General features: G+C 74.1%; 21 protein-coding genes. 14 read left to right on the forward strand and 7 right to left on the reverse strand.

Annotated elements, in window-relative coordinates:
* The first annotated feature begins 86 nt into the window (after positions 1–86).
* The 13 genes from ACFVXG_RS12605 (at position 87) to ACFVXG_RS12665 (ending at position 12,729) form a co-directional block, all read left to right on the forward strand.
* Positions 87–503 carry an NADH-quinone oxidoreductase subunit A gene (locus ACFVXG_RS12605; protein WP_387926861.1) on the forward strand — a complete coding sequence of 139 codons (417 nt, stop codon included), beginning with the start codon at positions 87–89 and terminating at the stop codon, positions 501–503.
* Positions 494–1,129, forward strand: a complete 636-nt coding sequence (locus ACFVXG_RS12610; RefSeq protein ID WP_387926862.1) for an NADH-quinone oxidoreductase subunit B — start codon at positions 494–496, stop codon at positions 1,127–1,129. The genes ACFVXG_RS12605 and ACFVXG_RS12610 overlap by 10 nt, the downstream gene beginning before the upstream one ends.
* Entirely contained in the window at positions 1,126–2,253 is a 1,128-nt protein-coding gene (locus tag ACFVXG_RS12615) for an NADH-quinone oxidoreductase subunit C (RefSeq protein ID WP_387926863.1), read from the forward strand. Before ACFVXG_RS12610 ends, ACFVXG_RS12615 begins: the two co-directional genes overlap by 4 nt.
* Positions 2,250–3,209 (forward strand): NADH-quinone oxidoreductase subunit NuoH, encoded by a 960-nt coding sequence (nuoH, locus tag ACFVXG_RS12620; protein ID WP_387926865.1) that lies wholly within the window; start codon positions 2,250–2,252, stop codon positions 3,207–3,209. Before ACFVXG_RS12615 ends, nuoH begins: the two co-directional genes overlap by 4 nt.
* Complete coding sequence (locus ACFVXG_RS12625; protein WP_387926867.1) at positions 3,206–3,763, forward strand: NuoI/complex I 23 kDa subunit family protein; 558 nt, start codon at positions 3,206–3,208, stop codon at positions 3,761–3,763. The genes nuoH and ACFVXG_RS12625 overlap by 4 nt, the downstream gene beginning before the upstream one ends.
* Positions 3,760–4,485, forward strand: coding sequence for an NADH-quinone oxidoreductase subunit J (locus tag ACFVXG_RS12630; RefSeq protein WP_387926869.1), 726 nt, complete (start codon positions 3,760–3,762; stop codon positions 4,483–4,485). The genes ACFVXG_RS12625 and ACFVXG_RS12630 overlap by 4 nt, the downstream gene beginning before the upstream one ends.
* The gene (nuoK, locus tag ACFVXG_RS12635; protein ID WP_350503678.1) at positions 4,485–4,862 is read left to right on the forward strand and encodes an NADH-quinone oxidoreductase subunit NuoK; all 378 of its coding nucleotides are present in this window, start codon (positions 4,485–4,487) and stop codon (positions 4,860–4,862) included. Before ACFVXG_RS12630 ends, nuoK begins: the two co-directional genes overlap by 1 nt.
* Positions 4,859–6,904: an NADH-quinone oxidoreductase subunit L gene (locus ACFVXG_RS12640; RefSeq protein ID WP_387926871.1), complete on the forward strand. Its 2,046-nt coding sequence runs from the start codon at positions 4,859–4,861 to the stop codon at positions 6,902–6,904. The genes nuoK and ACFVXG_RS12640 overlap by 4 nt, the downstream gene beginning before the upstream one ends.
* A gap of 53 nt (positions 6,905–6,957) precedes the next feature.
* A complete protein-coding gene (locus tag ACFVXG_RS12645; RefSeq protein WP_387926873.1) occupies positions 6,958–8,514 on the forward strand; it encodes a NuoM family protein in 1,557 nt (518 codons plus the stop codon).
* Positions 8,515–8,570: 56 nt separating this feature from the next.
* Positions 8,571–10,112: an NADH-quinone oxidoreductase subunit N gene (locus ACFVXG_RS12650; protein ID WP_387926875.1), complete on the forward strand. Its 1,542-nt coding sequence runs from the start codon at positions 8,571–8,573 to the stop codon at positions 10,110–10,112.
* Positions 10,113–10,306: 194 nt separating this feature from the next.
* On the forward strand, positions 10,307–11,170 hold the full coding sequence (gene htpX, locus ACFVXG_RS12655) for a zinc metalloprotease HtpX (RefSeq protein WP_387926877.1): 864 nt from the start codon (positions 10,307–10,309) through the stop codon (positions 11,168–11,170).
* Positions 11,171–11,343: 173 nt separating this feature from the next.
* Positions 11,344–11,769, forward strand: coding sequence for a BlaI/MecI/CopY family transcriptional regulator (locus ACFVXG_RS12660; protein WP_350503671.1), 426 nt, complete (start codon positions 11,344–11,346; stop codon positions 11,767–11,769).
* A gap of 3 nt (positions 11,770–11,772) precedes the next feature.
* Entirely contained in the window at positions 11,773–12,729 is a 957-nt protein-coding gene (locus ACFVXG_RS12665) for a M48 family metalloprotease (RefSeq protein WP_387926878.1), read from the forward strand.
* An 11-nt stretch (positions 12,730–12,740) separates the two neighbouring features.
* Here ACFVXG_RS12665 and ACFVXG_RS12670 read toward each other — a convergent pair whose 3' ends face one another.
* Positions 12,741–13,739: an NADP-dependent oxidoreductase gene (locus tag ACFVXG_RS12670; RefSeq protein ID WP_387926880.1), complete on the reverse strand. Its 999-nt coding sequence runs from the start codon at positions 13,737–13,739 to the stop codon at positions 12,741–12,743.
* 136 nt (positions 13,740–13,875) lie between these two features.
* Between ACFVXG_RS12670 and ACFVXG_RS12675 the strand changes: the two genes are divergently transcribed.
* Positions 13,876–14,790 carry a LysR family transcriptional regulator gene (locus tag ACFVXG_RS12675; protein WP_387926881.1) on the forward strand — a complete coding sequence of 305 codons (915 nt, stop codon included), beginning with the start codon at positions 13,876–13,878 and terminating at the stop codon, positions 14,788–14,790.
* 14 nt (positions 14,791–14,804) lie between these two features.
* On the opposite strand, the gene mug is transcribed toward ACFVXG_RS12675, so the two are convergent.
* From mug to ACFVXG_RS12705, 6 genes are all read right to left on the reverse strand, one after another.
* Positions 14,805–15,347, reverse strand: a complete 543-nt coding sequence (gene mug / locus ACFVXG_RS12680; RefSeq protein ID WP_387927154.1) for a G/U mismatch-specific DNA glycosylase — start codon at positions 15,345–15,347, stop codon at positions 14,805–14,807.
* A 17-nt stretch (positions 15,348–15,364) separates the two neighbouring features.
* Positions 15,365–16,363 (reverse strand): phosphatase PAP2 family protein, encoded by a 999-nt coding sequence (locus ACFVXG_RS12685; protein WP_387926882.1) that lies wholly within the window; start codon positions 16,361–16,363, stop codon positions 15,365–15,367.
* Between the two features lie 164 nt (positions 16,364–16,527).
* Positions 16,528–17,874 carry a dipeptidase gene (locus ACFVXG_RS12690; protein WP_387926884.1) on the reverse strand — a complete coding sequence of 449 codons (1,347 nt, stop codon included), beginning with the start codon at positions 17,872–17,874 and terminating at the stop codon, positions 16,528–16,530.
* 9 nt (positions 17,875–17,883) lie between these two features.
* Complete coding sequence (locus ACFVXG_RS12695; RefSeq protein WP_387926885.1) at positions 17,884–18,321, reverse strand: hypothetical protein; 438 nt, start codon at positions 18,319–18,321, stop codon at positions 17,884–17,886.
* Complete coding sequence (locus tag ACFVXG_RS12700; protein ID WP_387926887.1) at positions 18,318–19,871, reverse strand: APC family permease; 1,554 nt, start codon at positions 19,869–19,871, stop codon at positions 18,318–18,320. The genes ACFVXG_RS12695 and ACFVXG_RS12700 overlap by 4 nt, the downstream gene beginning before the upstream one ends.
* A gap of 135 nt (positions 19,872–20,006) precedes the next feature.
* The gene (locus ACFVXG_RS12705) at positions 20,007–21,296 is read right to left on the reverse strand and encodes an MFS transporter (protein ID WP_387926889.1); all 1,290 of its coding nucleotides are present in this window, start codon (positions 21,294–21,296) and stop codon (positions 20,007–20,009) included.
* Positions 21,297–21,417 lie beyond the last annotated feature (121 nt).

Consider the following 21,417-nt stretch of genomic DNA (forward strand, 5'->3'; position numbering starts at 1 on the left):
ACGCATTGGCCATGGTTAAGACCGTGTGAGGAAAAGTCGTAGAACTGTCTTGAGGGCGGGTTCGCGGCCGAGGTGGAGGCGAAGGCATGGAGGGGCAGCAGGCGGCTGCCGTCGCGGCCGACCCGGCGGTCGGCGGCGGCTACTTCGACGCGTACGCCGCGATGGGCCTGCTGGCCGTCATCGGCGTGCTCTTCGTGACCGTGGCGTTCACCGCCAACCGGCTGCTGCGGCCGGTGGTCTTCTCGCCCGAGAAGCTCCTCGCCTACGAGTGCGGGGTGGACCCGGTGGGCGAGGACTGGGCGCACACCCAGATCCGCTACTACGTGTACGCGTTCCTGTACGTGATCTTCGCGGTCGACGCGATCTACCTGTTCCCGTGGGCGACGGTCTTCGCCGCCGCCGGGTACGGCGCCGGAACGCTGGTGGAGATGTTCCTCTTCATCGGCTTCCTCGCGGTCGGACTGCTCTACGCCTGGAAGAAGGGCGTTCTGGAATGGACGTGACGCACACCCACTCGCACGGTGGCCAGGGCGGTCCCGTCCCGCTCGGACTGCCCGACCCCGCCAACCCCGGCGCGGTCGAGCGCCGCGGCATCGGCCCGCTGGCCCGGCTCGCGCCCGACCCGGTCAAGGTCGTGCTCAACTGGGGCCGCCGCTACAGCCTCTGGTGCTTCAACTTCGGCCTGGCCTGCTGCGCGATCGAGTTCATCGCCGCGTCCATGGCCAAGCACGACTTCATCCGGATGGGCGTCATCCCGTTCGCGCCAGGCCCCCGTCAGGCGGACCTGATGATCGTCTCCGGGACGGTCACCGACAAGATGGCGCCCGCCGTCAAGCGCCTCTACGAGCAGATGCCCGAGCCGAAGTACGTCATCTCCTTCGGCGCCTGCTCCAACTCCGGCGGCCCCTACTGGGACTCCTACTCCGTCACCAAGGGCGTGGACCAGATCATCCCGGTCGACGTCTACGTGCCCGGCTGCCCGCCGCGGCCCGAGGCGCTGCTCCAGGGCATCCTCAAGCTCCAGGAGAAGATCGCCGCCGAGTCCCTGCCCGACCGCTACGCCGCGCCCGCCTCGGCGCTGCGCCGTCCGCTGGTGGCCGGGCCCTCGAACGGGGGAGCGGCCTCGTGAGCGAGCACAGCGACCACAGCGAGCGACCCGGCGAGCGGCTCACGGCCGAGCAGTACGCGGCGTCGGTCGGGGAGTGGGCGACCGGCGCCGAGGCGTACGGGCTGATCACCGTCGACGTGCCGGCCGAACACTGGATCGAGGCGCTCACCAGCGCCCGGGACGTGCTGGGCCTGGGCTTCTTCGACTGGCTGAGCGCCGTCGACGAGCTCGCCGAGGGCTTCTCCGTGGTCGCCCACCTGGCCGCCGTCGAGGCGCCGGGGGTGCGGCACCTCGCCCTGCGCACCCGGGTGCCGCGCGAGCGGGCCGCGCTGCCGACCGCCGTCGCGGTGTACGCCGGGGCCGGCTGGCACGAGCGCGAGACCCACGAGATGTTCGGCATCGACTTCCCCGGGCACCCCCACCTGGTCACCCTGCTGCTGCCGGACGGCTTCGAGGGGCACCCGCTGCGCAAGGAGTTCGTGCTCGCGGCCCGGGTCGCCAAGGACTGGCCGGGCGCCAAGGAGCCGGGCGAGTCGGACCACGGCGGCGGCCCGGCCCGACGCAAGATGCAGCCCGCCGGTGTGCCGGACCCGAACGAGTGGGGGCCGCTCAAGGGCACCCTGCCGCCGGTCGCCGAGCGGCCCGCGCGTGGTGCGCGGGCGGCGGGCGCGGCGGCGCGTACGCCCCGGGCGGGTGCTGCGGCTGCTGCCGGTGCCGGTGCTGGTGCGCCGGCTGCCGAGGGTGCTGCGGCGGTGCGGGCGGACCGGCCGCGGCGCACCAGGTCGGTGGCCGAGGGGTCGGCGAGCCAGGCGGGCGGCGAGGCCCCGGCTGCCGATGCCGATGCCGCTGCACCGGCTGCCGCTGCGCCGGCTGCCGAGGGTGCCCCGCCGGTGCGGGCGGACCGGCCGCGCCGGACCAGGTCGGTCTCCGACGGTTCGGTCAGCCAGGCCGCCGACGCCGACGAGCCCGGGCCGGAGCGTCCCGCTCCCGTACGGCCCGCGTCCTCCGACGCGCCCTGGCACAACCCGGTGCCGGCCCACGACGAGAAGCCGGCGGCCGACGGGCCCGCGGAGCCGACGGGCGGGCCGGAGCAGAAGGACGACACGGCGGCCGACCCGGCCGACCGGGACGGAGACGGCGCGTGAACCTGCTCGACACGGTGCTCCGCTGCGTCGCCACCCTGGTCGTCTTCCTGGTCTTCCCGCTGCTCATCGGCCAGACCGAGCACAAGGTCATGGCGCACATGCAGGGCCGGCTCGGCCCGATGTACGCGGGCGGCTTCCACGGCTGGGCGCAGCTCGTCGCGGACGGGGTGAAGTTCGTCCAGAAGGAGGACATCGTCCCGGCCGACGCGGACCGCCGGGTCTTCCAGCTGGCGCCCGCCGTCTCGCTGCTGCCGTACCTGTTCGTGCTGCTGGCGATCCCGGTCGGCCCGGACGGCTTCGTCGGCCAGGCGATCGACGCCGGGCTGTTCTTCGTGCTGGCCGTGATGGGCGTCGGCGTGATCGGCAAGCTGATGGCCGGCTGGGCCTCGGCGAACAAGTTCTCGCTGCTCGGCGGCCTGCGCACGGCCGCCCAGCTGATGTCCTACGAGCTGCCGATGGTGCTCGCGGCGGCCTCGGTGGCGATGGCCGCCGGCACCCTGTCGCTGCCCGGCATCCTGGACGCCTGGCAGTGGTACTGGCTGCCCTGGCAGATCATCGGCGCCTTCGTGTTCTTCACGGCCGGCCTGGCCGAGCTCCAGCGGCCGCCGTTCGACATGCCGGTCGCCGACTCGGAGATCATCTTCGGCGCGTACACCGAGTACACCGGGCTGCGCTTCGCGCTGTTCCTGCTGTCCGAGTACGCGGGCATCCTGGTGGTGTCGGCGCTGACCGCGGTGCTGTTCCTGGGCGGCTGGCACGGGCCGATGGCGGACCAGCTCGGCTGGCTCTGGATGCTCCTCAAGACCTTCGCGCTGGCCTTCGTGGTCATCTGGCTGCGGGTCACCTACCCCCGTCTGCGCGAGGACCAGCTGATGCGCTTCGCGTGGATCGTGCTGATCCCGCTCGCGCTGGTCCAGTTGGCCCTCACCGGCATCATCAAGGTGGCGATCGCATGAGTTTTCCCGGTGCCGGCCTGGCCAAGGGCCTGGCCGTGACGCTGCGGACGATGACGAAGAAGACCGTCACCGCGCAGTACCCCGACGTGCAGCCGGTGCTGCCGCCGCGTTCGCGCGGCGTCATCGCGCTGCTGGAGGAGAACTGCACGGTGTGCATGCTCTGCGCGCGCGAGTGCCCGGACTGGTGCATCTACATCGACTCCCACAAGGAGACGCTGCCGGCCGCCGAGCCGAACGCCCGGGCCCGTACCCGCAACGTGCTGGACCGCTTCGCCATCGACTTCTCGCTCTGCATGTACTGCGGGATCTGCATCGAGGTGTGCCCCTTCGACGCGCTGTTCTGGTCGCCGGAGTTCGAGTACGCGGAGACCGACATCCTCGAGCTGACCCATGAGCGGGAGAAGCTCCGCGAGTGGATGTGGACCGTCCCGGCGCCGCCGGCGCTGGACCCGGCGGCCGAGGAGCCCAAGGAGATCGCCACCGCGCGCAAGGCGGCGGACAAGCTGGCGGCCGCCGCTGCGGCTGCTGCCGAGGAGAAGGGTGACGACGCGTGAACGCCGCTGCCACGCTCCTCGCGGCGACCGGTTCCCTGGAGCCGGCCGCCCGTTCGTTCCTGTCCCCGACCGGGCAGGAGATCGTCTTCCTGTTGGTCGGCATCGCGGTGCTCGGCTCGGCGGTGGTCTCGGTGACCACCAAGCAGCTGGTGCACGCGGCGCTCTGGCTGGTGGTCGCGCTCGGCGGTCTCGCGGTGGAGTTCCTGCTGCTCACGGCCGAGTTCATCGCCTGGGTGCAGGTGCTGATCTACCTGGGCTCGGTGGTCGTCCTGGTGCTGTTCGGGCTGATGCTCACCAAGGCGCCGATCGGCCGCTCGCCGGACGCCGACTCCAAGAACCGCTGGGTCGCCCTGGTCGTGGCGCTGGCCGCGGCCGGGACGCTGGTGACGCTGGTGGTCGACGCCTTCCGGACCTCCTGGATCGACCTCGGTGCGGGCGGCGGTTCGGCCTCCGTCACCGGGGCCAGCCTGTTCCGCAACTGGGTGCTGCCCTTCGAGGCGCTGTCCGTGCTGCTGCTGGCGGCGCTGGTCGGCGCGATCGTGCTGTCGCGCGGGTCCGGGCGCCGGGTGCCGGCGCCCCGGGCGGGCAAGGTGCGGGCCGGACGGCCGGTCGGGTCGAACGGGACCGTGGCCGCGACCGCGCCGCGCACGGCTCCGACCGCCGCGCCGACCGCCGCACCGGAAGCCGGGCCGAAGACGTCCGCGCCGGAGGAGGAGAGCTGATGCACCTCGCCTACCCCGTCGTCCTCGCCGCGCTGCTGTTCAGCGTCGGTGTGTACGGCGTGCTCGCCCGGCGCAACGCCGTCCTGGTGCTGATGTCCGTCGAGCTGATGCTCAACGCCGTCAACCTCGACCTGGTCGCCTTCGACGCCTGGCTGCGCGACTCGCTGCACGCCGGGCAGGCGCTCACCCTGTTCACCATCACCGTCGCCGCCGCCGAGATCGGGCTGGGGCTCGCCATCGTCCTGCTGCTGTTCCGGGCCCGGGGCACCGCCGACATCGACCGGGCCACCGCGCTCGGCGACCCGGCCGAGCCGCACACCCCGGCCGAGGACGAGCCGGTCGCAGCCGAGGCACTGAAGGGCCGGGCCACCGCATGAACCTCGCCCTGCCCGTCCTCGTCCCCGCGCTGCCCGCGCTCGGGGCCGCCGCCACCCTGGCCGTCGGCAAGAAGGCGCCCGGGCTGGCCCGGCCGCTGGCGATCGTCCCGGTCGCCGTCTCGGCCGTGCTCGCCCTGGTGGTCGCCCTCCAGCTCGGCACGGGGCGGACGCTCGACGCGGCCACCCGGCTCACCCCGACCGGCGGCCCGGACATCGCGCTCTCCGTCCACCTGGACGGCTTCACCTCGCTGATCTCGGTGCTGGTCGGCCTGGTCGCCACCTGCGTCCAGGTCTACTCGACCGCGTACCTCAAGGAGGACCGGCGCTACCCCTCGTACGCTGCGCTGGTCTCGCTGTTCACCGCGGCGATGTTCCTGGTGGTCTACTCGGGCGACCTCGTGGTGCTGCTGGTCGGCTGGGAGGTCATGGGCGTCTGCTCGTACTTCCTGATCGGCCACCACTGGGAGACCGCCGACGCCCGCTCGGCCTCGCTCAAGGCCTTCCTGGTCACCAAGCTCGGCGACGTGCCGTTCCTGTTCGGGATCTTCCTGCTCGGCGCGGACGCCGGCAGCTTCCGGATCAGCGACGTGCTGGCGGCCGCGGGCGAGGGCCGGCTCGGCCACCCGACGCTGATCGCGCTGCTGCTGCTCGGCGGCGTCGCCGGGAAGAGCGCCCAGTTCCCGCTGCACACCTGGCTCCCGGACGCGATGGCCGGTCCGACGCCGGTCTCCGCGCTGATCCACGCCGCCACCATGGTCGCGGCCGGCATCTACCTGGTGGCCCGGCTGCTGCCGGTGTTCCTCCAGTCGGGGGCGGCGCTGGTGGTGCTCGCGGTGATGGCCGCCGTGACGATGATCGGCTCGGCGCTCTGCGCGCTCGCCCAGGACGACCTCAAGCGGGTCCTCGCCTACTCCACCGTCGGCCAGCTCGGCTACATGGCCGGCGCACTGGCCAGCGGGGACCGCGAGGCCTCGGTGTTCCACCTGGTCAGCCACGGCGCGTTCAAGGCGCTGCTGTTCCTGGCCGCCGGGGTGGTGATCCACGCCGCGCACACCAACTCGATCTCCGCGATGTCCCGGGTCCCGGGCCTGCGCAAGCGGGTGCCGGACGCCTACTGGACGATGGGCATCGCCCTGGTCGCGCTCGCCGGGCTGCCGCCGTTCTCCGGCTTCTTCAGCAAGGAGGCGGTGCTGACCGCCGCCGAGCACGCCGCCAACGGCGAGGCGCTGACCAACGGCCTCGGCCCGGCCTCGGCGGTGCCCCAGGCGGCCGGGTGGATCGTGCTGATCTCGGCCGCGCTCACCGCACTGCTCACCGGCGCGTACGCGACCCGGCTGTTCCTGGTCACCTTCCACAGCCCGGCGGGCTCGGCCGTGCCGACCGCCGCGGCCGCCCAGGCCGCCCCGGCCGAGCACGAGGCCGACGCGCCGTACTCGCCCGAGCCGGACGAGGCCGACCCGGCCACCGCCGAGCCGCCCGCGATGCGCTGGCCGCTCTGGGTGCTGGCCGTCCCGACCATGGCCTTCGGCGTCGCCGGACTGCGCTCGGACTGGCTGCCCGCCCTGCTGGACGGCGGCTCGCTGCGCCCCACCGGCGTCACCGCCGTGACCGGCACCGGTCTCGCCGTGGTCGGCGTGCTCGCCGCGTACGGCGCCTGGCGCTCGGCCACCGCGCGGCTGGGCACCGGCCGTCCCGCCCCGGCCGCCGCCGGGAGGGTGCCCGAGCAGGCCGGAGCCCCGGCCGCCGAGGTGATCGTCGCGGACCCCGGGCGCACCCTGCTCGGCCCGCTGTTCGGACCGGCCCGGCACGGCTTCGGCGTCGACCGGCTCTACCACCTGCTGTTCGTCCGCCCGGTGACCGCCGCGGCCCGGCTGGTCCGCTTCCTCGACCGCGAGGTGGTCGAGGGCTACGTGCAGGGCAGCGGGATCGGCGCCAACCTGCTCGGCCGGGCCGTCCGGCTCGCGCAGACCGGCAACGCGCAGACCTACCTCAGCGCCCTGCTGGCCGGGGTCGTCCTGCTGGCCGTCCTGGTGGCGGTGTAGCCGGTGCTGTCGACCCCCACCCCCGTCCCGTTCACCTCCGCTGGGAGCCCCCGATGAACGCGGTCCTCATCGCCCTCCTGGTGCTGCCACTGCTCGGCGCCGCGCTCACCCTGGCGCCGGTGTTCGGCCCGGACCGGGCCGTCGCCGGGCGCCGGGCGCTGCGGCTGAACTCCGTCGTCACCGGCGCGGTGCTGCTGCTCTCCGTCGCCCTCGCGGCCGGCTTCGACCACGGCTCACCGGCCCGGATGCAGGCCACCACCGACCTCTCCTGGATCCCGGCCCTGCACGTGCGCTTCCACCTCGGCGTGGACGGCGTCTCGCTGCCGCTGATCGTGCTGACCGCGCTGCTGACCTTCCTCTGCGCGCTGTACTCGGAGAAGCGGCTGCCGGACGGGGAGAACGTCCCCTCGCCGCAGGCCTTCGTCGGGCTGTTCCTGCTCCTCGAAGTCGGCATGCTCGCCACCTTCGCGGTGCTGGACCTGATCCTCTTCTTCCTGTCCTTCGAGATCGTGCTGATCCCGATGTACTTCCTGATCGCCCGCTGGGGCAGCGGCGCGAAGACCCCGGCCGCCAACCGGTTCATCCTCTACACGCTGCTCGGCTCGGCCGTGATGCTGCTCGGCTTCCTGCTGATCGGCAGCAAGGCCGGCACCTTCGACATGCAGGCGCTGGCCGCCGGGCACGGCAACGGCCTGAGCCACACCACCCAGGTGGTCGCCGCGCTGGCGATCATGGTCGGGCTCGCGGTGAAGGCCCCCGCCTGGCCGCTGCACAGCTGGCTCCCCGACGCCCACACCGCCGCCCCGACGGTCGGCTCGGTGCTGCTCGCCGGTGTGCTGCTGAAGATGGGCACCTACGGCCTGGTCCGCGTCCTCCTCCCGGTCGTGCCGGACGGCACCGCGACGCTCGCGCCCTACCTGGGCGCCTTCGCCGCCGTCGGCATCGTCTACGGCTCGCTGGCCTGCCTGGCGCTCGCCCGCCCAGGCGCCAAGGGCGACCTCAAGCGCCTGATCGCGTACTCCTCCGTCGGCCACATGGGCTTCGTGCTGCTCGGCATCGCCTCCCTCACCCCGGTGGGCGTCAACGGCGCCCTGTTCGCCAACATCGCCCACGGTCTGATCACCGGCTTGCTGTTCTTCCTGGTCGGAGCCGTCAAGGACCGCTACGGCACGGCGGACCTGGACACCCTGTCCGGGGCCACCGGCGCCGCCCTGTACGGCCGGGCACCCCGGATCGGCGCGCTGCTCGCCTTCGCCGCCGTGGCCAGCCTCGGCCTGCCCGGCCTGGCCGGCTTCTGGGGCGAGCTGCTCGCCATGTTCGGCGCCTTCGACCCGGCCGCCGGACTGTCCCGCCCGGCCTTCGTCACCTACATGGCGCTGGCCGGCCTCGGCACCCTGCTCACCGCCGGCTACCTGCTGATCGTGGTCAAGCGCGTCTGCATGGGCGACCCCGAGCAGCCCGCGCCGGTGGCCGAGGTGGCCGACCTGCGGCCGTACGAGGCCGTCAGCTGGACGCCGCTGGCCGCGCTCACCCTGGTGGCCGGACTCTGGCCCGCCCTCCTGCTCGGGCTCTCCGATCCTGCCGTCAAGCACCTCCTCGGGGGTGGCTGACCGTGCTCGCAGCCCACACCGCCGCACTCGGACCTCACTCCACGGGGCAGCACACTGTGACCTCCCTCGCCGTAGCCCACCCGGGCAGCCTGATCCAGTCCGTGGACTGGGTGGCGATCGCGCCCCCGCTGATCGCCGCCGTGGCCGCCCTCGCGGTGCTGGTCACCGACCTCTTCCTGCCCGAGCGGCACAAGCGCCGGCTCGGCCACCTGGCCGCCGCCGGACTCGCCCTCGCCCTCCTCGCCCTCCTTCCGCTGACCGGGGGATCACCCCGGGCGACCTTCTGCCTCCGGAACGTAGCAGGGGCCACTGACAGCGCGGGCTGCTCCTACGTCGCCGACCACTTCGCCCTGGTCTTCCAGCTGCTGGCCCTCGGCGGTGCGCTGATCGCGGCGCTGCTGTCGATGCACACGGTGGAGGACCAGAAGCTGCCCCGCGGCGAGTACTGGTTCCTGCTGCTCTCCAGTGCCACCGGCGCCGCCCTGCTGCCCGCCTCCCGCGACCTCGCCACCATGGTGATCGCCCTGGAGGTCGCCTCGCTGCCCGCCTTCGCCCTGGTCGCGCTGCGCCGGGACGGCCGGGGCGCCGAGGCCGCGTTCAAGTTCTTCGTCTCCTCGGTGACCGCGACCGCCGTGATGCTGCTCGGCATCGGCTTCGTCTACGCGGCCAGCGGCAGCCTGCACCTCGGCGCCGTCGCCCAGGGCCTGGAGCACGCGCCCGGCCAGCTCAAGACCCTGGCCGAGGCCGGGGCCGTGCTGACCCTGGTCGGCTTCGCCTTCAAGGTCGCCGCCGTCCCCTTCCACTTCTGGGTGCCCGACACCTACACCGGCGCCCCGCTGCCGGTGGCCGGCTACCTCTCGGTGGTCGGCAAGGCGGCCGGCCTGTCCGGGCTCGCGCTCGCCACCACCGTCGCGTTCCGCCCGTACGCCCACACCTGGGGCCTGGTGCTCGCCGTGCTGGCCGCCGTCACCATGACGGTCGGCAACGTCGGCGCGCTGCGGCAGCGCTTCGACACCCGGTACAGCGCGGTGCGGCTGCTGGCCTGGTCCTCGGTCGGCCAGGCCGGGTACCTGCTGGTGCCGCTCGCCGCGGCCGGCTACGCGCCGACCGGCGCCGACCCGCTCGGCGCGACCGCCGCGTACGCGCTGATCTACGGCGTGGTGAACCTCGGCGCCTTCGGGGTGGTCGCCGCCGTCGGCCGCCGGGCCGGGACGAGCGTGGACGACTTCCGCGGCCTGTTCGCCCGCAACCGCTGGACGGCGCTCGCGCTGGCCTTCTTCCTGCTCTGCCTGGCCGGGCTGCCGCCCGGCGTGATCGGCCTGTTCGGCAAGGTCGTGGTGTTCCGCGCGGCCGTGGACGCCGGGCTGGGGTGGCTGGCCGTGGTGATGGCCGTCAACGTGGTCGTCGCCCTGTACTACTACCTGCTGTGGACGGCCCGGCTGTTCGCCCCGGCCGACCCGGCCTCGGTCGCGGACACCGCCGAGCGCCGGCTGCCGGTCAGCCTGACCGCCACGCTGGGGCTCACCGCCTCGGCGGCGGTGGTGCTCTCGGTCGCCCCGCAGCTGGTCCTCCAGGTGGCCGGCGGCAGCCTGTTCTGAGCGGCCGGGCGGGCCCCGGGCGGGCCGGGAAGGCCGCCGGAGGGGATCCGGCCGTGGTCCGGCCCGGGGCCGTCCGGGTGGTGTGGCGGTGTCGCGTCGGTCACAAGGGAACAAGGTCCCGGGGCCCGCCCGTTGAGCGGGCAAGAGGGACGAGGCGGAAAGGGCTTCCCCACCGCACCACTGGAGGGCCTGACGTGCACAGCCGGCACAACGGACTGAGGACCGCCGTCCTGCTCGGTGGCCTCTCGGCGCTGATCCTGGTGATCGGCGGTTTCTTCGGCCGGACCGGCTTCGTGATCGCCCTGCTGGTCGCCCTCGGGACCAACGCCTACGCCTACTGGAACAGCGACAAGCTCGCGCTGCGGGCCATGCGGGCCCGGCCGGTCAGCGAGTTCGAGGCCCCGGGGCTGTACCGGATCGTGCGCGAGCTCTCCACCTCGGCCCGCCAGCCGATGCCCCGGCTCTACATCTCCCCGACCCCGGCCCCGAACGCCTTCGCCACCGGCCGCAACCCGCGCAACGCGGCGGTCTGCTGCACCGAGGGCATCCTGCAGATCCTGGACGAGCGCGAGCTGCGCGGCGTGCTGGGGCACGAGCTCAGCCACGTCTACAACCGGGACATCCTGATCTCCTCCGTGGCCGGGGCGCTGGCCTCGGTGGTGATGTTCCTGGTGAACTTCGCCTGGCTGGTCCCGTTCGGCCGGAGCGAGGACGACGACGGCCCCGGGCTGTTCGGGATGCTCGCCATCATGATCCTCGGGCCGGTCGCCGCCGGGCTGATCCAGATGGCCGTCAGCCGCTCCCGCGAGTACCAGGCCGACGCCGACGGCGCCCGGATCACCGGCGACCCGCTCGCCCTGGCCAGTGCCCTGCGCAAGCTCGACGCCGGCACCCGCCAGCTGCCGCTCCCGCCGGAGCCCCAGCTGCAGACGGCGAGCCACATGATGATCGCCAGCCCCTTCCGCCCGGGCGAGGCCGGTGCGCGGCTGTTCTCCACCCACCCGCCGATGGCGGAGCGGATCGCCCGGCTGGAGCGGATGGCCGGGTACCGGGCGTAGGCGTGTGGTGGTGCTGCTCCGCATCGCGGTCACCCAGCGGGGCCGTGGCCGGCCAGGCGCTGGTACGGGTCCGAACCCTCGCGTTGGGCCGTCCGGAGGAGGCCTCCGCTCGTTAGGATGACCCCGCGCCCCGCGTCGGTCCGGGGTGCGGCATCCGGAGGGAGTGGGCCGTCATGGCAGACGAGAGGCACGCCCCGGCGTCCGGGGACGCGCCGGCCCGACGGCGCGGCCAGGGCGAGCTGGAGGCGCAGGTGCTGGCGGTGCTCCAGCGGGCGCCCGGCCCGGCCACCGCGGGGTGGGTCCAGGAACGCCTGGAGGGCGATCTGGCGTACACCACGGTGATGACCATCCTGTCCCGGCTGCACGCCAAGAACGCCGTCTCCCGGAGCCGCTCCGGCCGCTCGTACCTGTGGCAGGCCTCCGCCGACGCCGCCGGGCTGGCCGCGCTGCGGATGCGCCGGATGCTCGACGGCGAGGCGGACCGGGACGCCGTCCTCGCCAGCTTCGTCACCGCGCTGCTGCCGCACGACGAGGAACTGCTGCGGGCGCTGCTGGACGCCGCGTCCGCGGAGCCCGCAGCGGCCGACCGTGAGAGCTGACCCGTGGGCTTCTTCGTCTTCCTCCCGCTCATCCTGCCGCTGACCGCGGTGCCGATCGCCCGGCTGACCGAGCAGCACCTGCACCCGCGCGGCGCCGCCCGGCTGATGACCGTGATCAGCGCCGTGATGGCGGTGTGCAGCGTGCTCTGCCTCGGGCTGATCGGCGTGGTGGGCACCGCGCAGATCCCCGGCAACCCGCTGCCGGACAGCTGGTCCGACCCGGTGGTGCGGCACGCGCTGCCGTACCACGAGACGGTCGGCACGGCCGCGATGTGGCTGCTGGTGCTGGTCGGCTTCACCTGCAGCCGGACGGTCGTGCGGCACCTGCGGGTCCGCTCCCGGGCCCGGCGGGCGCTGGCCGGGCTGCCCGAGGGGCCGGCCGGGGACGACGACCTCGCGGTGCTGCCGGACCGCAGCCCGTACGCCTACGCGCTGCCCGGCTCGCCCGGCCGGGTGGTGGTCTCCACCGGGATGCTGGCCGGGCTGGCCGAGGACGAGCGGGAGGCGCTGCTCGCGCACGAGCGGGCGCACCTGCGCCACCGCCACCACCGCTACCTGCTGACCACCCAGCTCGCCGCCTGCGTCAACCCCTTCCTGCGGCCGCTGGAGGACGCGGTGGCGTTCAGCGCGGAGCGGTGGGCGGACGAGGAGTCGGCCCAGGCGGTCGGGGACCGGCGGATCACCGCCCGGGCGGTGGCCCGGGCGGCGCTGGTCTCGCACGCCGCCCCGGTGCCCGGCTTCGCGGCCTTCGCCGCCCCGGCCCCCGCGCCCGGCCCGGTGCCGCGCCGGGTGGCCGCGCTGCTCGGCCCGGTGCCGACGGCCCGCAACTGGCCGCCGGCCAAGACCCCGGCGGGCCTGGCGGCGATGGTCGCCGCGGTCGGCACGGCGGCCTCGGCGCTGTGCGCGCTCAACGCGGCGGTGGCCCTGCTGGTGGTGCTGAAGGCCGTCACCCCGCTCTAGGGGGGCGGGGCTCAGAGCCGGACGAGCATCTTGCCGGTGTTGGCACCGCTGAGCACGCCCAGGAAGGCCTCCACCACCTGGTCGAAGCCGTCCACGACCGTCTCGTCCGGGACGAGGGCGCCGGAGCGCAGGTGCGGGACGGCGAAGTCGTACAGCCCGGGGCGGGCGTCCAGGTGCTCGCGGACCAGGAAGCCCTCCAGGCGCAGGCTCCGGCCGACCACGTCGAAGAGGTTGCGCGGCGCCGGCGGCGGGTCCAGCGGGCTGTTGTACTGGGCGACGGCACCGCACCAGGCGATCCGGCCGTGGTCCCGCATCGCGCCGATGGCGGCCTCCAGGTGCGCGCCGCCGACGTTGTCCAGGTAGACGTGCAGCCCGTCCGGGGCGGCCTCGCGCAGCCGGTCGGCGATCGGGGCGTCGTGGTAGTCGAAGGCGGCGTCGAAGCCGACGTGCTCGGTGAGGTGGGCGACCTTCGCGGCGGAGCCGGCGCTGCCGATGATCCGCCCGGCGCCGAGCAGCCGGGCGAACCGGCCGGCGGCGGTGCCGACGCCGCCGGCCGCGGCCGAGACGAACAGGGTCTCGCCGGGCTGGAGCCGGGCGATCCTGGTCAGGCCGACCCAGGCGGACAGCCCGGTGCCGCCGAGGATCGACAGGTGGGCGCTGAGCGGGACACCCTCGAAGTCGGGCAGCAGGTTGGCCCGGTCGGCGGTCACCACCGAGTGGGTGCGCCAGGCCTGCCGGTGGAACACCAGGGCGCCGACCGGCAGCGCGTCGGCCCGGGACTCCACCACCCGGCCGATGGTGCGGCCCTCCAGCGGGGCGTGCAGCTCCCAGCCGCCCTCGTCCATCTCCTCGCGCATGTACGGGTCGACGGACTGGTAGAGGTTCTCGACCAGGGCCTCCCCGGCGGCGAGCGCCGGGACGGTCTCGTCGACGAAGGCGAAGTTCTCGGCGCTCGGCGCGCCCGAGGGACGGGAGACCAGGTGGACGGCGCGGGCGGTGGGGCGGGACATCGGCGGGTGCTCCGTACGGTCGGTGGCGGTCGGACGTGACCACGGTAGGAAGCGGGGGAGCGGCCGGGCAGGGGTCGGCGGCGATGGAACGGAGGGTTCCATGAGCGGCGTCGATGGATGCCGGTAGGTTCGCGGCATGACCGAACTCGCCCCGCACGAGCTGCGCGTCCTGGTCGCCGTCGACGAGGAGCGCAGCTTCACGGCGGCCGCCGCGCGCCTGGAGACCACCCAGTCCGCCGTCTCGCACGCCGTGCGGGCCTGCGAACGGAAGCTCGGCGCGGTGCTCTTCGAGCGCGGGCGCCACGGCGCACGCCCCACCGAGGCCGGCGCGCGGGCGGTCGGGTACGCCCGTCGGATCCTACGGCTGCTGGCCGAGATGGGCCCCGAGGTGCGGGGCGCGGGCGCCGACCCGGCGGGCCCGCTGACCGGCACGCTGCGGATCGCCGCCTTCCGCAGCGCCGCCGCCCACCTGCTGCCGCCCGTCCTGGCCCGGCTCGCCGCCCGGCACCCCGGGCTCACCCCGCGGGTGCGGATCGTCCGGGAGCTCGGCCGGGGCACCGCGGGGGAGGTCGCCGACGGGCTCGCCGACCTCGGACTGGCCACCCTGGACGCCGGCGGCCCGCCGCCCGTCCCCGGACTGGTCGCGGTGCGGCTGTACCGGGAGTCGTACGCCCTCGCCCACCCGCAGGACCACCCCGAGCCCCGCGGGCTGCCGCTGGTGGACTGGGCGGAGAACTGCGACTCCTACACCAGGGACTGGTGGCGCCGGCAGGACTGGCTCCCGCCCGCGACCGTCGACGTGGAGGACGACACGGTGGCGCTCTCGCTGGTCGCCCAGGGCCTCGGGATGGCGGTGATGCCCCGGACGGCCCTGCTCGGCGCCCCGCCAGGGCTGGCCGTCACCGACCTCGGCCCGCGGCCGCCCAGCCGCTTCGTCGGGTACGTCACCACCCCCGAGCTGGCCGGCACGGCCGCCGTCCGGGCGCTGATCCGCGAACTGCGCGAACTGCCGCTGCCGGAGGGGCTGACGGCCGCCCGGGGCCAGGCCTGATCCACCGGCCCGGGCTAGCCGTCGAGGCTCTCCCGGAGCTTGCGGAACTCCGCGGCCAGCGCGTCCAGGGTGTAGTGGGCGTTGAGGCCGCTCGGATTGGGCAGGACCCACACCTCGGTGTCGCCGATGCCCTCCGGCTGGCGCCCGATCGCCGCCTTCCGCTGCCCGAAGGCCGTCCGGTAGGCGCCGATGCCGAGCACCGCGAGGACCCGGGGCCGCAGCCGCAGCACCCGTTCGCGCAGCGCCGCGCCGCCCGCGCGCAGTTCCTCGGCGGTGAGCTCGTCCGCCTTGGCGGTGGTGCGCGGGGCGACGTTGGTGATGCCGAGGCCGAGGGCGGGCAGCTCGCCCTGCTCGTCCGGGCGGTACTGGCGGGCGGTGAAGCCGGAGCGGTGCAGGGCGGGCCAGAAGCGGTTGCCCGGGCGGGCGAAGTGGTGCCCGGTCGCCCCGGACCACAGGCCCGGGTTGATGCCGCAGAACAGCACCCGCAGCCCGGGCCCGGTGATGTCCGGGATGGTGGTGTCCTGCGCGGCCCGCAGCTGCTCGGGGGTGGGCTTCATCGGAGTCGGGGTTGGCTTCACCCGGCCGATTCTGCCCCGGCCGCCGCCCGCGCCGTACGGCGGTTGCGCAGCCACCGCAGGCCGAAGACCACCACGGCGGCGTACGTCCAGCCGATCAGGATGTCCACGATGAAGTGCTCGGCGCCGTAGACCAGGGTGAACGCCATGGCGAGCGGATAGGCGACCAGCAGGGCGCGCAGCCAGGGCCGGGCGGTGGGCCAGAACAGGAACAGCAGCATCGCCGGGTAGGCGGAGTGCAGCGAGGGCATCGCGGCGACGTCGTTGGCGAACTGGCTGCCGTTCTCCAGCAGGGAGTCGGCCTGCGGCAGCCCCGTGTTGGAGATGGTCTCCCAGACCACCCGGTGCAGTTCGGGCATGTTGCCCTGCTGGCCGACCAGCCACGGCGGGTCGGCCGGGTAGAGCAGGTAGGTCGCGAAGCCGGCGAAGGTCAGGGTGAAGTAGCAGGCGAGCAGTTGCCGGAAGCGCTGGTGGGAGCGTCGCCAGAGGACGGCGAGCAGCACGAAGACCACGAGGAAGTGGGAGAGGTAGACGGCCGTCGCCGCGTAGTCGTACCAGTGCGGTGAGCCGGGGGTGTAGAGGGCGTGCTGGATCCGTACGGTCCAGGTCTCGCCGAAGCCGAGCACCTCGTCGGCGCGCAGCTGGGGCAGCCAGTGCGGGGCCCAGGGGGTGTGGGCGCCGTAGCCGCGCAGCAGGGAGTAGGCCCAGACCACGGCCATCACCGGGATCCAGTCCCGCAGCACCAGCAGGAAGCCGCGGGTGCCGTGCCCGCTGTGGACGGCGGCGGTGAGCAGGGCGCCGATCAGCCAGAGGAACACCACGTCGTTGGCGAAGGCCATGCCCTGGGTGGCCAGGAACCAGACGAAGGCGGTCAGGTAGGCCGGCCAGGCCAGCAACCGCAGTCTCGACAGGCCGGTTCGGCGGGTGCGGGCGGTCACGGGGCGCAGTCGTCCGGCCCGCACCGGGGTGGGTGGGGCTGGACTGAGCAGCTTCGTCATGCTCACTGAAACTAGCAACGCAAGCTTGGAGGACTCTGGGTGAAGTATGACGGGCTCGTAAGAAAATCACACGGTTGGGTCAAATCTTGCCGGACCAAGGTCCCGAATACCCCCTGAAAGGGGACCAAAAGGCGGCTGGGAACGGGAAGTCGGCCGGGCCCTGGTCAGCGGCGGTCGGCGAAGTGCCGGAGGAACAGCGCCTCGACGTGGGCCATCCGCCGGATCTCCTCCGGGTCCACGCTCTCGTTCGGCGCGTGGATCAGGCAGCGCGGCTCCTCGACGCCCATCAGCACGAGCTCCGCCTCGGGGAAGGTGGTGGCGAGGACGTTGCACAGCGGGATCGAGCCGCCCTGGCCGAGGAAGGACATCGGCTTGCCGTAGACGTCCCGCATGGCCCGGTCGAGCGCGGTGTACGCGGGCCCGCCGGTGCCGGCCCGGAACGGCGCGCCGGCGCTCTCCCGCTCCACCGCGACCCGTACGCCCCAGGGCGCGGCCGCCTCCAGGTGCGCGACCAGGGCGTCCTGGGCGGCGCGGGCGTCGGTGCCGGGCGGGACCCGCAGGCTCACCCGGGCCCGGGCGGTGGCCGGGACGGCGGCGGCCGAGCCGACCACGGGCGGGCAGTCGATGCCGAGGACGGTGACGGCGGGGCGGGCCCAGAGCCGGTCGGCGACGGTGCCGGAGCCGGTCAGCCGGACGCCGTCCAGTACCCCGGCGTCGACCCGGAACGCGCCCTCGTCGTAGCCGACCCCGCTCCAGGTGCCGGCGCCGTCCAGGCCGTCGATCCGGGTGCCGCCGTCGGCGTCGCGCAGCGAGTCCAGCATCCGGATCAGCGCGGCGAGGGCGTCCGGGGCGGGGCCGCCGAACATGCCGGAGTGCACGTCGCCCTTGAGCGCCTCGACGCCGACCACCACGGTGACCACCCCGCGCAGCGAGGTGGTGGCGGTGGGCACGCCGACGGCGGCGTTGCCGGTGTCGCAGATCAGCAGGGCGTCCGCGTGCAACTCCCCGGCGTGCGGGGGAACGTACTGCTCCAGGCCGCCGGTGCCCTGCTCCTCGGAGCCCTCGACCACCAGCTTGAGGCCGACCGGGACGTCCTCGCCGAGCGCCCGCAGCGCGGTGAGGTGCATGACGATGTTGCCCTTGCAGTCGGCGGCGCCGCGCCCGTACCAGCGGCCGTCGCGCTCGGTGAGCCGGAACGGCGGGGAGGTCCAGGCGGCTTCGTCGAGCGGGGGCTGGACGTCGTAGTGGCTGTAGAGCAGGACGGTCGGGGCGCCGGGCGGGGGCGGGCGGTGGCCGACCACGGCGTGGCTGCCGTCCGGGGTCTCCTCCAGGTGGACGTCGCGCAGGCCGGCCTCGGCGAAGGCGGCGGCGACCCACTCGGCGGCCTCCCGGCACTTCTCCGGCGGGTACTGCCGGGGGTCGGCGACGGACGGGATGGCCACCAGCTCGGCCAGGTCGGCTCGGGCTCGCGGCATCAACTCTTCGATCCGGCGGGCGAGTTCGTCGGTCATCTGGAGCTCCTACTTGCGCACGGTGTCGCGCAGGTCGAGGTCGTCGATCCGGTCCTGGACGGCGGCGAGCCGGTCCGGGCAGTACACCGAGAGCACGATCGCCTCGGCCTTGACGACCTCGCGGTCGGAGAGCACCGGGCGTTGGCCGGGCCCGTTCGCGCCGTTGGACATCCCGTACGTCCACTGCGCCTGGTTGAGCGCGTTCGCCGGGTCGGCGCAGACCGCGCCGCCGTCCTCGCCCAGGGTGTGGGTGATCTGCTCCTGGGCGGGCACCGGGTAGCCGGCCGAACTCAGCGCGGTGGAGAGCTGGTTCGCCTTCCGGGCGGCCAGGTCGGTGGCGTGCAGCTGGGAGAACGACAGCAGGCCGGTGACCAGCATCGCGACCAGCAGGACGATCGATCCGAGGTAGATCCAGCGGTGCCGGGAGGCCATCATGCTCGTGGTCACGACGCCGCACCCCCTTCCGTCCGGCGCAGTTCGTCCGCCTCCTGGGCGGCCAGCTCGGCGGCGGCCCCGGGCGAGCACCAACCCGGCTTGCGCAGCCGCAGGAAGAGGTAGGGGATGACCAGCCCGAGGAGCAGCAGGCCGCCGCCGACGATCCCGATGTACGACCAGACGCTGCCGCTGCCGAACTGCGAGGACGGCACGAAGCCGATCCCCATCGCGGCGGCCGAGGCGAGCAGGCCGATCACGCAGATCGGCACCAGGGCCGGGGCACGGTAGCCGCGCGGGTGGTCCGGCTGGGTGCGGCGCAGCCGGATCGCGGCGGTGAACATCAGCAGGTAGACGATCAGGTACACCTGGGTGGTGATCACCGAGAAGATCCAGTAGGCGCTGGAGACGTTCGGGATCAGGGCGTAGAGGAGGGCGATGGCGGTGGTGACCACGCCCTGGGTGACCAGCAGGTTCTGCTGGACGCCCTCCCGGTTGAGGCGCTGCAGGAACGGCGGCAGGTAGCCCTCCTGACGGGAGATCATCAGCAGGCCCTTGGAGGGGCCGGCCAGCCAGGTCAGCATGCCGCCGAGCGAGGCGGCGATCAGCGCCACTGCGATGACCGGGGTGAGCCAGCCGATGTCGAAGTACTGGAAGAAGGCGTCGAAGGCCTGCATCACCCCGGCGGTGAGGCTCAGTTCACTGGACGGCACCACCCAGCTGATCGCCAGCGCCGGCAGGATGAAGATCGCCAGCACCATCGCGGAGGCGGTGAACATCGACCGCGGGAACTCCCGGGCCGGGTCGCGCAGCGAGGAGACGTGGACCGCGTTCATCTCCATGCCGGAGTAGCTGAGGAAGTTGTTGACGATCAGCACCAGGCTGGCCAGGCCGGTCCACTGCGGGAACAGGTGCGAGGAGTCCATCGGGGCGGCGGAGGCGTTGCCCTCGCCGAGGAAGACGAAGCCGAGGACGACCAGCAGGGTGCCGGGGATCAGGGTGCCGATCACCAGGCCCATCGAGGACAGCCCGGCGACCGCCTTCGTCCCGCGGGCGGAGACCCAGACGCCGGTCCAGTACAGCACCATGATCACGACCGCGGTGTACGGGCCGTTGCTGGCCAGCCGCGGGTTCACCACGTAGGCGATGGTCGAGGCCACGTAGGCCAGCAGCGACGGGTAGTAGAAGATCGTCATCGCGAACTGGCACCAGACGGCGAGGAAGCCGAGCGGCTTCGACAGGCCCTCCGAGACCCAGCGGTAGACGCCGCCCTCCCAGCCGGAGGCCAGCTCGGCGGAGACCAGCGCGGTCGGCAGCAGGAACACCACCGCCGGGACGAGGTAGAGGAAGACGCAGGCCAGCCCGTACACCGCCATGGTCGGGGCGGAGCGCAGGCTGGCGACCGAGCTGGTGGTCATCAGGGCGAGGGTGACCCAGGACATCCGCGGGGCGCCGGCCAGCCGGCTGGCCACCGAGCCGCCGCGCTCCCGGGTGGCCGGGCCGGCGTCGCCCCCGGGGCCGGGTGCGCTCCCGGGGCCGGGTGGGGGCGCGTCCGTGGCACTCATCGGTCCTCCTCCGGGTACGGCTCCGGGCCGGCTGCGCGGGGGGAGTGGGGGCGCCGGAGGCGGGCCGTACCCGGCCAGTTCACCCGGTTGCCGAGGCCGCCGCATGCGGCGTGCGGCCGTGCGGGTGACCGGAGTTCAGCCCTGGGGGGAAGCCGGCGCGGCGGCGGGCCAGACGGCGCGGCGCAGGGTGCGGCTCGCGGTGGCGGGCACCAGGGCGGCGGCGAGCGCCCCGGCGATCGAGGCCAGTGCGGCGGTGGGGGAGAGGTGGTCCAGCAGCAGGCCGGCGGCGAGGGCCCCGGCGGGCATCCCGGCGGTCAGCAGCGTCACGGTCGCGGCGATCACCCGGCCGCGCAGCTCGTCCGGCACCTGGCGGAAGACCAGCAGGTCGAGCATCACCCGCAGGGACGGGACGCCCGCACCGACCACGAACAGGGCGACGAAGACGGTGACCGCCCCGCCGGGCAGCAGCGGTGCCAGCGGCACCGGCACGGCGGTCCAGGCCACGATCAGCAGCAGCACGCCGGGGCCGGCCAGCCGGTGCAGCCGGGAGACCAGGGCCGCCCCGGCCAGTGCCCCGACCGCCTCGCCGGCCAGCGCCAGGCCGATCCCGCCGCTGCTGGTGCCGTGCTCGCGCAGCAGCACCATGACGGGCAGCAGCAGCGCCGCCCCGGTCAGGTTGATCACCAGCAGTACGGCCAGCGCGGGGCGCAGCAGCGGGGAGCCGACGAGGACCCGGAAGCCGGCCAGCGCGCCGCCCTTCTCGCGCTGCTGCGGTGCGGCCGGGCTGGGGAAGCGCACCACCAGGGCGGACACCAGCGAGACCAGCGAGGCGAACGCGGCGCCGAGGAAGGGCACCGAGCGGCCGAGCCCGAACAGGAACCCGGCCAGCGGCGGCCCGGCCAGCGCGGCGCCGCTCATCCGGGCCTCGTCCTGGGCGAGCGCCTGCGGCAGCTGTTCCGGTGGGACCACCGAGCGCAGCGCCAGCAGCCGGATCGGGCCGGAGTAGGCGACGGTCGCGCCGATCACGGCGGCGACCACCAGCAGGTGCACCAGCGACAGCCGGCCGAAGGCCAGTGCGGCGGGGACGCTGGCGAGGGCCAGCAGCCGGGCGGTGTCGGCGACGAGCAGCACCCGGCGGCGGTCCCGCCGGTCGGCGATCACGCCGCCGTGGACGCCGAGCAGCAGGGCGGTGGCCATCTCCACAGCGCCGACGGCACCGGCGGCGGTGGAGGAGCCGGTGAGCGCGAGGATCAGCAGGGGGAAGGCGGTGTCGCCGATCCGCATGCCGAGGGTCGCGCAGGACTGGCCGATCCACAGGGCCTGGAACCGCAGGTTGCGCCGCAGCGGTACGGGCTCCGCTTGTACGGGACCCGTCGGTACGGGCTCCGCCGTCCGCTCGACCGTCGCCGTGGTGTGCTCCGTCATGTCCCACCCCTGCCGTTCGCGTTCTCCGACATCGTTCACGCTCTCGTGAATGATTGCGTGAGTGTGAGCGATTGCGCAAGGGTGAGCGCTCACCGGGGCGTGATTGCGTCCGGAGCGGCCG

It is taken from the genome of Kitasatospora sp. NPDC058162 (assembly GCF_042884005.1).
Taxonomy (GTDB): domain Bacteria; phylum Actinomycetota; class Actinomycetes; order Streptomycetales; family Streptomycetaceae; genus Kitasatospora.

What these genes read in the sequence shown, in the direction of transcription:
- ACFVXG_RS12640 (WP_387926871.1), top strand. Translation starts at nt 4,859, where the DNA reads ATGAACCTCGCCCTGCCCGTCCTCGTCCCCGCGCTGCCCGCGCTCGGG.
- ACFVXG_RS12645 (WP_387926873.1), top strand. Translation starts at nt 6,958, where the DNA reads ATGAACGCGGTCCTCATCGCCCTCCTGGTGCTGCCACTGCTCGGCGCC.
- ACFVXG_RS12675 (WP_387926881.1), top strand. Translation starts at nt 13,876, where the DNA reads ATGACCGAACTCGCCCCGCACGAGCTGCGCGTCCTGGTCGCCGTCGAC.
- mug (WP_387927154.1), bottom strand. Translation starts at nt 15,347, where the DNA reads ATGAAGCCCACCCCCGAGCAGCTGCGGGCCGCGCAGGACACCACCATC.
- ACFVXG_RS12670 (WP_387926880.1), bottom strand. Translation starts at nt 13,739, where the DNA reads ATGTCCCGCCCCACCGCCCGCGCCGTCCACCTGGTCTCCCGTCCCTCG.
- ACFVXG_RS12660 (WP_350503671.1), top strand. Translation starts at nt 11,344, where the DNA reads ATGGCAGACGAGAGGCACGCCCCGGCGTCCGGGGACGCGCCGGCCCGA.
- ACFVXG_RS12605 (WP_387926861.1), top strand. Translation starts at nt 87, where the DNA reads ATGGAGGGGCAGCAGGCGGCTGCCGTCGCGGCCGACCCGGCGGTCGGC.
- ACFVXG_RS12700 (WP_387926887.1), bottom strand. Translation starts at nt 19,871, where the DNA reads ATGAGTGCCACGGACGCGCCCCCACCCGGCCCCGGGAGCGCACCCGGC.
- ACFVXG_RS12705 (WP_387926889.1), bottom strand. Translation starts at nt 21,296, where the DNA reads ATGACGGAGCACACCACGGCGACGGTCGAGCGGACGGCGGAGCCCGTA.
- ACFVXG_RS12625 (WP_387926867.1), top strand. Translation starts at nt 3,206, where the DNA reads ATGAGTTTTCCCGGTGCCGGCCTGGCCAAGGGCCTGGCCGTGACGCTG.
- nuoK (WP_350503678.1), top strand. Translation starts at nt 4,485, where the DNA reads ATGCACCTCGCCTACCCCGTCGTCCTCGCCGCGCTGCTGTTCAGCGTC.
- ACFVXG_RS12685 (WP_387926882.1), bottom strand. Translation starts at nt 16,363, where the DNA reads ATGACGAAGCTGCTCAGTCCAGCCCCACCCACCCCGGTGCGGGCCGGA.
- ACFVXG_RS12690 (WP_387926884.1), bottom strand. Translation starts at nt 17,874, where the DNA reads ATGACCGACGAACTCGCCCGCCGGATCGAAGAGTTGATGCCGCGAGCC.
- ACFVXG_RS12610 (WP_387926862.1), top strand. Translation starts at nt 494, where the DNA reads ATGGACGTGACGCACACCCACTCGCACGGTGGCCAGGGCGGTCCCGTC.